The sequence below is a fragment of the Streptomyces nanhaiensis genome, from assembly GCF_046614825.1.
Lineage (GTDB): Bacteria > Actinomycetota > Actinomycetes > Streptomycetales > Streptomycetaceae > Streptomyces > Streptomyces radiopugnans.
Genome location: NZ_JBKJFM010000179.1, coordinates 1 through 11110, shown reverse-complemented (window position 1 = coordinate 11110; position 11110 = coordinate 1). Strand labels below are relative to the sequence as shown.

The 11110-nt window shown below is 74.4% G+C and carries 8 protein-coding genes, 1 pseudogene and 1 riboswitch; of the genes and pseudogenes, 6 read left to right on the top strand and 3 right to left on the bottom strand.

Translation table 11 applies throughout. The features are described 5' to 3' along the window. Positions 1-1337, top strand: a 1337-nt coding sequence (locus ACLIYP_RS26665; RefSeq protein WP_412715651.1) for a DUF5691 domain-containing protein, incomplete at its 5' end; no start/stop codon positions are given. Positions 1338-1497: 160 nt separating this feature from the next. On the opposite strand, the gene ACLIYP_RS26660 is transcribed toward ACLIYP_RS26665, so the two are convergent. Beyond that, entirely contained in the window at positions 1498-1908 is a 411-nt protein-coding gene (locus tag ACLIYP_RS26660; protein ID WP_093661496.1) for a cobalamin B12-binding domain-containing protein, read from the bottom strand. 307 nt (positions 1909-2215) lie between these two features. Here ACLIYP_RS26660 and ACLIYP_RS26655 point away from each other — a divergent pair, with 307 nt between their 5' ends. Together ACLIYP_RS26655 and ACLIYP_RS26650 are read left to right on the top strand one after the other, a co-directional pair. After that, positions 2216-3154: an alpha/beta hydrolase gene (locus tag ACLIYP_RS26655; protein WP_412715650.1), complete on the top strand. Its 939-nt coding sequence runs from the start codon at positions 2216-2218 to the stop codon at positions 3152-3154. Positions 3155-3526: 372 nt separating this feature from the next. Continuing rightward, positions 3527-5089: a peptidoglycan DD-metalloendopeptidase family protein gene (locus ACLIYP_RS26650; RefSeq protein WP_412715649.1), complete on the top strand. Its 1563-nt coding sequence runs from the start codon at positions 3527-3529 to the stop codon at positions 5087-5089. A gap of 93 nt (positions 5090-5182) precedes the next feature. On the opposite strand, the gene pcrA is transcribed toward ACLIYP_RS26650, so the two are convergent. Next, on the bottom strand, positions 5183-7693 hold the full coding sequence (pcrA, locus tag ACLIYP_RS26645) for a DNA helicase PcrA (protein WP_412715648.1): 2511 nt from the start codon (positions 7691-7693) through the stop codon (positions 5183-5185). Positions 7694-7752: 59 nt separating this feature from the next. Here pcrA and ACLIYP_RS26640 point away from each other — a divergent pair, with 59 nt between their 5' ends. Further along, positions 7753-8355 (top strand): DUF1707 domain-containing protein, encoded by a 603-nt coding sequence (locus tag ACLIYP_RS26640; RefSeq protein ID WP_412715647.1) that lies wholly within the window; start codon positions 7753-7755, stop codon positions 8353-8355. 174 nt (positions 8356-8529) lie between these two features. Next, positions 8530-8671, top strand: a riboswitch (cyclic di-AMP (ydaO/yuaA leader). A 10-nt stretch (positions 8672-8681) separates the two neighbouring features. Next, the gene (locus ACLIYP_RS26635) at positions 8682-9884 is read left to right on the top strand and encodes a C40 family peptidase (protein ID WP_412715646.1); all 1203 of its coding nucleotides are present in this window, start codon (positions 8682-8684) and stop codon (positions 9882-9884) included. Between the two features lie 82 nt (positions 9885-9966). On the opposite strand, the gene ACLIYP_RS26630 is transcribed toward ACLIYP_RS26635, so the two are convergent. Then, a complete protein-coding gene (locus ACLIYP_RS26630; protein WP_412715645.1) occupies positions 9967-10320 on the bottom strand; it encodes a hypothetical protein in 354 nt (117 codons plus the stop codon). 423 nt (positions 10321-10743) lie between these two features. Here ACLIYP_RS26630 and ACLIYP_RS26625 point away from each other — a divergent pair. After that, positions 10744-11110 (top strand): annotated as a pseudogene (locus ACLIYP_RS26625) (hypothetical protein); the annotation flags it as partial.

Here is an 11110-nt window from a genome sequence, read left to right as displayed (position 1 = left end):
GCACCGCGCCCGACCTGGCCGAACTGCTGCCGCAGTGGCTGGCCGCCGCGTGCGCCCAGGGCTACCGCGCCCCGGCCGAACTGCTGCCCGCCCTGCTGTACGCGGCCCGCGCCCGCACCGATCTGCGTGCCCGTGCGCTCGACCTGGGCGGGCCGCGGGCCCTGTGGCTGGCGCGGTTCAACCCGGACTGGCGGTTCGCGCTGCGCGGCCGCTCCGGGTACGGCTCCGGCCCGCCGCGGGCGGACGAAGCCGCCGTACGGCGGCTGTGGGAGGAGGGCCTGTTCGCCGAGCGGTCGGCGCTGCTGCTGTCCCTGCGGCGCCGTGATCCGGCGGCGGCCCGCGAACTGCTGGCCGGAACCTGGGCCGCGGAGCGGGCCGAGGACCGGCTGATGTTCCTGGACTCGCTGCGCGAGGGCCTGTCACCGGGGGACGAGGAGTTCCTGGAGCGCGCGCTGGACGACCGCAGCCGCAACGTCCGGGCCACCGCCGCCGAGCTGCTGTCGGCCCTGCCCTCCTCCGCGCTCGCGGCGCGGATGGCGGTCCGGGCGCGCTCCTGCGTCGCGCTGGACCGCACCGGCCGGATGGACCGGCTGGTGGTCGAGGCGCCGTACGAGTGCGACCCGGGCATGCGGCGCGACGGCGTGGCGCCCGGGGCGCCCCCGGGCCGCGGCGAGCGTTCGTGGTGGCTGACCAAGGTGGTGGAGGCCGCGCCGCTCGACACCTGGCCGGCCCATCTGGGCGGCCGTACACCCGCCCAGATCACGGCGCTGCCGGTCGCCGACGACTGGGAGGCGGACCTGCACGCCGCCTGGGCGCAGGCCGCCGTGCGCCAGCGGAACGCCGCGTGGGCGCGGGCGCTGCTGAGGAAGCCGTCCGTCCCGATGGCCGCGGCCCCGGGCGATCCGGCGAGACTGCTGGCGGTGCTGCCGGCCGGGGAGCGGGCGGAGTGGGCGGCGGAGTTCATAGCCGCCCACGGCCTGTCCGAGGCGTTCCGGGTGCTGGGCGTCTGCGCGGTCCCCTGGGCCGAGCCACTGGGGCGGGCCGTGGTGGACGCGCTGGAGATCGCCCGGGACGCGGGCAGTTATCCGTGGAGCTTCAGCGGGGTGCTGGGCCTGGCCGAGCGCTGCCTGGATCCGGGCGGGGCCGACCGCCTCGCCCCGCTGGCCGCGGTCCCGGACGAACCGGAGGACGGCTCACCGGGCGCGGGCGGCTACTGGGCGGAGGCGTTCCAGCGGCTGGTGGCCACGCTCCGCCTCCGCGCCACGATGCTCGCGGAGCTCGAGCCGCCGGGGGACGGCGGCCCCGCGCGGGGCCGGGCAGCGGCGGACGGCTTATGAGACGCGCCCGCCCACCGCCCCGGCCGCGGGCGTGCCCGGCGTACCGGGTCCCGGGAGGGCGCCCCGGGACCCGGCCGGAGCTCCACCAGAGCTCCACCGGCCCCCGTCCGGGGCCCGGCCCGTACGCCGACTCGTGCCCCGGCCCGTACGCCGCCCGGCGTCAGGCCGCCACGGAACGCACGTGGGAGCGCACCCACTCCACCACCTCGCCGGTGGGCGCGCCCGGGGTGAAGATCGCCGCGACGCCCTGCTCCTTGAGCGGGGGGATGTCGTCCTCGGGGATGATGCCGCCGCCGAAGACCTTGATGTCCTCGGCGTCGCGCTCCCGCAGCAGCTCCAGGACCTTGGCGAAGAGCGTGTTGTGGGCGCCGGAGAGGATGGACAGGCCGATCGCGTCGGCGTCCTCCTGGATCGCGGTGTCCACGATCTGCTCGGGCGTCTGGTGCAGGCCGGTGTAGATGACCTCCATACCGGCGTCGCGCAGCGCCCGTGCGATCACCTTGGCGCCGCGGTCGTGGCCGTCGAGACCCGGCTTGGCGATCACCACGCGGATCGGACCCGACACACCCATCACTGCCTCCCATAACGACTGCGGCCCGGCTGGTCCGCCCGACCATCTGTCAGCGGGCGGTTACCCGGTGAACGAACGTTATCGCCAGCATCCCCCACCCGGCAGTTCCACGGTAAGCAGGGAGGGGGAAATCACACGGAACACCGGCCGTCACGGCCGGGTCCCCGGGGCGGAACCGGCGGTGACCCCCGGGCGGCCCGCGGCCCCGCGATCCCGCGATCCGCGTCCACTCTGCATCAGGTCCCCTCTCGGGGGGCATACGACCACATATGTCCGGCGCGTGCCACCGGGGAGGAGGTCACCGGCCATGAGGGTCACCAGGGCGCTGCCCTTCTCTTCCGGCTCGTTCCTCGACGCCCTGCCGCTGTCCCTGATCCCCTTCGCCCCGCGCGAACTGCGGGCCGCCGCACTGGAGGCCGCCTCCCTGGCGAGCCGCACCCTGCTCTACCCCGCGGGCATGGCGCAGGAACGGTACGCACCTGCTCCGCAGGCGGGCGGGGGCGGGGAGGACGAGCGGGTGCGCCCGGGCTCCCCGCCCGGAGGGGGGCAGGGGAAGGGGCGCGCCGGCGAGACGGAGAGCCGCGCGGGGGAGAACTGCCCGCCCGTACTGCTGCTGCACGGCTTCATCGACAACCGCTCGGTGTTCACCCTGCTGCGCCGCTCACTGGTGCGCAACGGCTGGCGCGACATCCGCGCCTTCAACTACTCCCCTCTCACCTGCGACGTCCGCTGCGCCGCGGAGCGCCTCGCGGAGTGCGTCGAGGAGGTCTGCGGGAGCACCGGCCGCCGCCGCATCGACGTGGTCGGACACAGCCTGGGCGGACTGATCGCCCGCCACTACGTCCAGCGGATGGGCGGTGACGCCCGCGTACGCACCCTGGTGACCCTGGGCACCCCGCACTCCGGGACGCGGGTGGCGCCGCTGATGTCGGCCCACCCGATCGTGCGTCAGCTCCGGCCGGACTCCGATGTGATCGAGGAGCTGGCGGGCCCCGCGCCGGGCTGCCGCACCCGCTTCGTGGCCTTCTGGAGCGATCTGGACCAGCTCATGGTGCCCGTCGAGACCGCCCGGCTCGACCATCCCGACCTGGACTCCCGCAGCGTGCGCGTGAGCGGCCTGGGGCATCTGACACTTCCCGCGCACTGGGAGGTCGCCGCCGGGATCCGGCGGGAGCTGGCCGCGGGGGCGCCGCGCCGGGGGGAACGGGCGGAGCGGACGGACCGGGGATCCGCCGGGGCCGCCTGACCGGCCCCGGCCCGCGGCCCTCTCCGCCGCGGCGTCCCCGGACAGCCCCTCGCCGGACTCACCGGACCCACCGGACTCGCCGGTCCCCACTCACCGGCCCCCCGCGTCCCGCGTCCCCGTATCCGCGCATCTGCGTATCCCCGCACGGGAATTCACGGGCTTCCGCCGCCGGTTCGGCGCTTTCCGGAGCCCGCCTTATTCGAACTTATTTCGAACGCGCGGCCAAGTACTGATCCGTAGTCCACCGAAAGGCGACCGAATGCCCGTTTCCCGGCCGTCCGAAACCTGCCGAAGATTGTCGCCGTCGCATACCGCCGGGTACAGTCGCCGCACTGCTCCGCCCCTGTCGTCGAGGCGAAAGAGAAGTTGGTGGTGAACGACCGTCACCTGTCGGGAGTCTCGACCCCCGCCGATTCCCCCGCCGACTCCTCGTACGGTTCCTACAGCTCTCCGTACGACCAGTCCGCCTACGGCTACCAGGGTTCACAGGACGCCCCGTACGGCTACGTCACCGGCACCTCCGACGCGTTCGGCACCGCGTACGGCGACGGCGACCCCCTCTTCGGGGCGTTGCCGGGCGACGCCTCCCAGGCCCCCGCCGACCAGCGGTTCCCCTCGGGCGACGGCTGGGCCGGGGACACCGGCCAGCACGCCGCGTACGACGGCTACACCACCGCCTCCTGGACGCAGGCCCCGGCGCAGCCCGCCGACTCCCCGGACGGCGGCGGCCACGGCTGGACGGAGACCGGCTACGGCACGGGCGTCCACACCGGCCAGGCGGTCTCCCCCGAGGCCGCCTGGACTGGGGACACCGGGCAGCACGCCGCGTACGACGGCTACCCCGCCGCCTCCTGGGACGACTCCGGCTCCTACCCCGCGGTGGAGCCCGAGACCGAGACCGGCGGCGGCCAGGCCTACGGCGAGTACGGCCGGCACTCCGAGTACGGCGAGTACGGCGAGTACGCCGAATACCCCGAGTACGGCACCCGCTCCTCCGCCGACACCGACGGGACCGGCGCCTTTCCCGCGCCCGAACCCGAACCCGGTGCCGGACCCGCCGAGTCCGCCGATTCCACCGGCCCCACGGAGCGGCCCGGCGCCTCCGAACCCTTCGACCTCCCCGGCCCGGCCCGGCCGGAGGAGCACGAGGAGGGTTCGCGGAGGCCCGGGCCGCCGGTACGTCCGGCCGGCTCGCGCCGCCGCCGCTCCGCGCGGCCGAAGCGCTCGGCGCTGCTCACCGTCGCCGTGCCGTCCGTCTGCGTCATGGGCGTGACCGCCGTGGCCGCCGCCTCCGTCAGCGGCGTCGGCGACGAGGCCGAGGAGACCGCCGCCCAGGCCGCCCCCGACACCGCCGCCTCCGCGGTCAAGTCCCAAGCGGCCAACAGCAAGCTCGACACCCAGCTCGCCGGGCTCTCCGACGAGGCCGAGGGCTTCGCCGACCGGGCCAGCCGCACCCAGGAGCGCATCGACCTCAAGGAGCGCCAGGAGGCGGAGCGCAAGCGCAAGGAGGCCGAGGCGGCGCGCAAGGAGGCGATGCGCCCCAAGTTCGCGCTCCCGGTGGCCCAGCAGGGGCTCAGCGCGTACTACGGGCAGGCCGGCATCAACTGGATGTCGCTGCACACGGGCCTGGACTTCCCCGTCAGCTACGGCACCCCGGTCATGGCCGCCACCGACGGCACGGTCAGGACCCAGTGGAACAGCGCCTACGGCAACATGGCGATAGTGACCGCGCCCGACGGCACCGAGACCTGGTACTGCCACCTGAGCAGCACCCGGATCCGCTCCGGCTACGTCAAGGCCGGCGACACCATCGCCTACTCCGGCAACTCCGGGAACTCCACAGGTCCCCACCTGCACTTCGAGGTGCGGCCGGCCGGCGGCGCGGCCATCGACCCGCTGCCCTGGTTCCGCGCCCAGGGCCTCGACCCCACCTGATCCCGCCCGACCCCGCTTCCGGCTGCGCCGGAAGCCGCCCCGCGCCCCGGACCCGTCCCGGCCGACGCCCCGTCGGCCGGGGTCAGGCCTTCCTCAGAGCTTCTCCACCGGGGCGTACCGCAGCAGCAGCCGCTTCGGCTTGTCGCCGCCGAAGTCGATCGTCGCCTCCGCGTTGTCCCCGCTGCCCTTCACGGCCACGACCCTGCCCAGCCCGAAGCTGTCGTGCGTCACCCGGTCCCCCACCTCCAGTGCGACGACCGGGCGGTCCTGGGCCCGGCCCGTGGCGAAGCCGCTCGGACCGCGCCGCCGCGACGCCGCCGGTCCCGGCGGGAACGACGACGACAGCGAGGACGACAGGGAGGACGCCGTCGACGACAGCCCGCCGGCGCCGCTCCCCCGGCCTCCGCCCGGGGCGGCCATCGGCCCCGTGCGCTTCCACTCCAGGTACTGCTCCGGGATCTCCTCCAGGAAGCGGGAGGGCGGGTTGTAGGCGGGCTGCCCCCATGCGCTGCGCATCGCCGAGCGCGTGAGGTAGAGCCGCTCGCGCGCCCGCGTGATGCCGACGTACGCCAGCCGCCGCTCCTCCTCCAGCTCCTTGGTCTTGCCCAGGGTCCGCATGTGCGGGAAGACGCCGTCCTCCATCCCCGTCAGGAAGACGACCGGGAACTCCAGGCCCTTGGCGGTGTGCAGCGTCATCAGCGTCACCACGCCCGAGCCCTCGGTGTCCTCGTCCGGGATCTGGTCCGAGTCGGCGACGAGGGCCACCTGCTCCAGGAACTCCGCCAGCGTGCCCGGATTCTCCCCGCGCTCCTGCTCGAACTCCAGCGCCACGGCGGCCAGTTCCTGGAGGTTCTCCACGCGGGTCTCGTCCTGCGGATCGGTGGAGGCCTGAAGCTCCGCCAGGTAGCCGGTGCGCTCCAGCACCGCCTCCAGCACGGTCGCCGGCCCGGCGCCGGACTCCACGACCGTCCGCAGGTCGTCCATCAGCGCGTTGAAGCGCTTGACGGCGTTGGCCGAGCGGGCGGCCATGCCGTACGCCTCGTCGACGCGGCGCAGCGCCTGCGGGAAGGTGGTCTTCTCGCGCAGCGCCAGCGCCTCGATCATCGCCTCGGCCCGGTCGCCGATGCCCCGCTTGGGGACGTTGAGGATGCGGCGCAGCGGCACGGCGTCCTCGGGGTTGGCCAGCACCCGCAGGTACGCCAGGACGTCGCGGACCTCCTTGCGCTCGTAGAAGCGCACTCCGCCGACGACCTTGTAGGGCAGGCCGACCCGGATGAAGACCTCCTCGAAGACACGGGACTGCGCGTTGGTGCGGTAGAAGACGGCGACGTCGCCCGCCTTCGCCTCGCCCGCGTCCGTCAGCCGGTCGATCTCCTCGGCGACGAACTGCGCCTCGTCGTGCTCGGTGTCGGCCACGTAGCCCGTGATGCGGGCCCCGGACCCGGCCTCGGTCCACAGGTTCTTCGGGCGGCGGTTCTCGTTCCGCTCGATGACGGCGTTGGCGGCCGACAGGATGGTCTGGGTGGAGCGGTAGTTCTGCTCCAGCAGGATGGTGGTCGCGTCCGGGTAGTCCTCCTCGAACTGGAGGATGTTGCGGATGGTGGCGCCGCGGAAGGCGTAGATCGACTGGTCGGCGTCGCCCACCACGCACAGCTCGGCGCGCCCGCCGCCGGCCGCGCCCCCCTCGTCGCCGTCCACGCCCACCAGCTCCCTGATCAGGGTGTACTGGGCGTGGTTGGTGTCCTGGTACTCGTCGACCAGCACGTGCCGGAAGCGGCGGCGGTAGTGCTCGGCGACGTCGGGGAACGCCTGGAGCAGGTGGACCGTCGTCATGATGATGTCGTCGAAGTCCAGGGCGTTGGCCTCCCGCAGCCGCGCCTGGTACATCGCGTACGCCTGGGCCAGCGTCTTCTCGAAACCGTCGGACGCCCTGGCCGCGAAGTCCTCCTCGTCGACCAGTTCGTTCTTCAGGTTCGACACCTGCGCGCTGAACGACTTGGGCGGGAATCGCTTGGGATCCAGGTCCAGGTCCCGGCAGACCAGCGCCATCAGACGGCGGGAGTCGGCGGCGTCGTAGATCGAGAAGCTGGAGGTGAAGCCGAGCTTCTTGCTCTCGCGCCGCAGGATGCGCACGCACGCGCTGTGGAAGGTGGAGACCCACATCGACTGGGCGCGCGGGCCGACCAGCTCCGCCACGCGCTCCTTCATCTCGCCCGCGGCCTTGTTGGTGAAGGTGATCGCGAGGACCTCCCCGGGGTGGACGCCGCGTGCGCCCAGCAGGTGCGCGATGCGGTGGGTGAGCACCCGCGTCTTGCCCGACCCGGCGCCCGCGACGATCAGCAGGGGCGAGCCGGTGTGCACCACGGCCGCGCGCTGCTGGTCGTTGAGCCCCTCCAGCAGGGCGGCCGGATCGACGACGGGACGGGCCGCGCCGTTGCCGTAGTAGGCGTCGCGCGCCCCGCCTGCGCCGAAGGCGCCCGCGAAGAGGTCGTCGGGGACGTCGTCCTCCGGCGGTGCGGACGCCTCCTCCGGCGGGGGCGGCGGCTCCTCGTCCCCGGAGGGCTCGAGGTCGGCCAGGAAGCTGTCGTCGAAGAGGCTGCTCATCGCCGTCGAGTCTAGGACGCCGCGCCCGCGGCCGGGGCGGCCCTCCTAAGATGGCGGGCATGACCGACGCCCCCGCGCCCCGTCCCCGTCCCGGCTCGGAGCTGCGCGCCGGGCACACCGACCGAGAGGCGGTGGCCGAGCGGCTGCGCGAGGCCGCCGGCGACGGCCGCATCGACCTGGAGGAGCTGGACGAGCGGCTGGAGAAGGCGTTCGCCGCCAAGACCTACGGCGAACTGGAGGCACTGGTCGCGGACCTGCCCGGCCAGGACGCGGCGGGCCTGGCCCCGAGCGCTCAGGAGCCGCTGGCGCTGAGGACGGTCGCCGGTGACATCCGGCAGGACGGCCACTGGGTGGTGCCGGAGCGGGTCACCGCCAAGACCACGCTGGGTCGGATCGTGATCGACTTCACGCGGGCGGAGTGCCGCCACCGCGAGGTCCGTCTGGAGCTCGACGCGGGAATGGGCGAGATCAGGGTCGTCGTGCCGCGCGGCTGGACGGTGCGGGCCGAGGAGGTGACCTCCGGGATGGGCTCCGTGCGGAACCGGGCCACCGAACCGCCCGTGCCCGGGATGCCGGTGCTGCGGATCAGCGGCGGCTCCAAGGTGGGGACGATCGTCGTGCGCCACCCGTACCGCTGGCCCGGGCGCCGCTCCCGCGACTGAACGCCGCCCCCGGAGCGGCCGGGTCCGGCGGCGGGAGCCCGAAACGGACGATAACCGACCGATAACGAATCGGTTTCGGGATATACCGAACACCAGCCTTCACAGGAGCCCCACCGGTGCTCTACGGTCCAGCGTCAGGCGGCCCGGACCCCTCGCCGGCGACAGCGTCGGCACGGGCGGCCTCCGCCGAGCCCGGCCGTGCGGCCGGGGCCGGGGACCCACTCCCCATGGGGTGAATCGGGCCCGCGGGCCCGTAGGGCGGACTTCCGACGCCCGAACCCGTCAGCTAACCCGGTAGGCGGTGTTCCACGGAAGGAGCGCTCGCCTTGGCGTCGCACCGCAGACCGCGCACCCCCCTGCTGTCCCCCGCCTCCCGTCGCGGAGCGGTCGGGCTCACCACCGCGGCCATCGCCTCCGCGACCCTTCTCTCCCAGGGCCCCGCCCAGGCCGCGCCCGAGGACGACCGGCCCTCGATCGAGGAGGTCCGCGAGCGGGTGGACGCGCTCTACCGGGAGGCGGGCAGCGCGACGCAGAAGTACAACGCGGCCAGGGAGAAGGCGGACGAGCAGCGCGAGGAGGTCGACCGGCTCCTCGACGAGGCCGCCGAGCGCGCGGACAGGCTCAACGACGCCCGCCGGAAGCTGGGCGGCTACGCCACCGCGCAGTACCGCGGCGGAGGGGTCTCCGACACCGCGGTGCTGCTCCTGTCCGACGACCCCCAGGACTTCTTCGGCCGCAAGCACCTGATGGACCGGATAACCGACCGCCAGCGGCAGGCCGTCGACGACTACCGGGACGAGCAGCGCGCGGCTCGGAAGAAGCGCTCGGAGGCGTCGGCGAGCCTGGCCGAACTCACCGACGCGCAGAAGGAATTGGCGGACAGCAAGAAGACCGTCCAGGGCAAGCTGGCGCAGGCCCGGAAACTCCTGTCGGAGCTGACCGCCGAGGAGAAGGCGCGCCTGGCCGCGCAGGAGCGCAGGCGGCAGGAGGAGGCCCGCCGCAAGGCGGCCGCCGCCGCCGAGCGCGAGAGGCAGGCCGAGGCCGAGGCCGCCGCCGAGCGCGAGGAGCGGGCCGGGACGCCGGCGGACAGCGGCACGGACACCGGCGGCGGCACGGACACGGGCACGGACAGCGGCGGCACGGACACCGGGACCGGCGGCACCGCGGACGACTCGTACACCGCGAAGGCCCAGAAGGTGCTCGCCTTCGCCGAGGCCCAGCTCGGCAAGCCGTACGTCTGGGGCGCCACCGGCCCCAACTCCTACGACTGCTCGGGGCTGACCCAGGCCGCCTGGCTCAGCGCGGGCGTCTCACTGCCGCGCACCACCTACGACCAGGTGGACGCGGGCACCCGGATCGCCGAGGCCGACATGCGGCCGGGTGATCTGGTCTTCTTCTACGACGACATCAGCCACGTCGGCATCTACGCGGGCGGCGGCCAGATGATCCACGCGCCGAAACCGGGCGCCGAGGTGCGCTACGAGTCCGTCGACCACATGCCCTTCCACAGCGCGGTCCGGCCGGCCTGAGTCGGTCACCCGGACTGCCTGCGGGCGGGCGGCCGTGCCTGCGCACCGCCGTCCGCCCGCCGCCGGCCGTCCGGGTGACCGACTACGTCCACATGACGGCGATGAAGATGTTGGCGACGGTGAGCAGGCCGATGGTGCCGAACAGCGGCGCGGGCAGCCGCTCCTCGTCCCGCTTGACGTAGACCAGGCCGAGGATCACCACCAGCAGGGTGAGCTTCACACCGATCTTGATGTGGTTGACGGTCTGGCCGTCCGCCTCGTTCAGGCCCACCAGGGCCACGCCCGTCACCAGCATGGTGAGGGCTCCGTGCAGCATCGCCGGGACGATGCGGGCCTCGCCGGCGCCCATGGCCTTCATCTGGGTCATGAAGCCGCCGAGCAGGGCGCCGATGCCGACTATGTGCAGGCCGACGAAGAAGTGGGTGAGTGCCTCCATGGCACGCGAGCGTATCCGGGGGTCGTCGGCCTCCCTCGGCCAGGGCGCTCTTCGGCGCCCGCCGCTCCCGCCGCTCCGGCAGCGCACCGCGGACCCGCCGGGGGGAGACCGGCCGGGGAAACGGCCGAGGAAACGGCCGGGGGGAGACGAGCCCGGCCTCCGTCACCCTCGGGTGGCACACCGTCCGCCGGGGCGGCTCACTCGTCCGGGTGGTGAACACGCGGCGCCCCTGGGGGCGCCCCTCCTCTCCCCCACCGCCGCGAACCGGCTCCCGCGCCCGGGAAGACGGGCCGGAAGCGGGCCGGGAGCGGGCCGGGGAACATGTCGGGAACACCGCCCCGGCCCCCTGCCCGTAGGGCACAATTCCCTCCCGTTGCCGAAGAGTCGGCGGCTCGGGGAGAGCCGGGGAGAGGTGGGTCGACAGTGGCCGTGGACACGGCGCGGGGCGGCGGTACGGCGAGCGCGCCCCCGGGAGGGACGGCGAGGCCGTCCGGCGCGGCGGGCGGCGCTCCGCCGCCGGCCGGGCACGGCGGCTGCGCCTGCACGGACTGCCCGCACGGGGTGCGGGAGGGCCGCCGCCGCGCGGAGGCGGGCGGGCTGGCGGCGGTGTACGAGGGGACGATCCCCACGCCCGAGGACGTGGCCGGGCGCCTGGTCGCCCTGACCCGGACCCTGCGGGGGGCGGCCGACGAGGGCGACGAGGCGCCCCGCCCCGGCCACGAGGTCACCCGCCCGTACGCCGGTTTCCTCCGGCAGGTGGCCGCCGCCCTGGACGCCTACGGGCGCACGG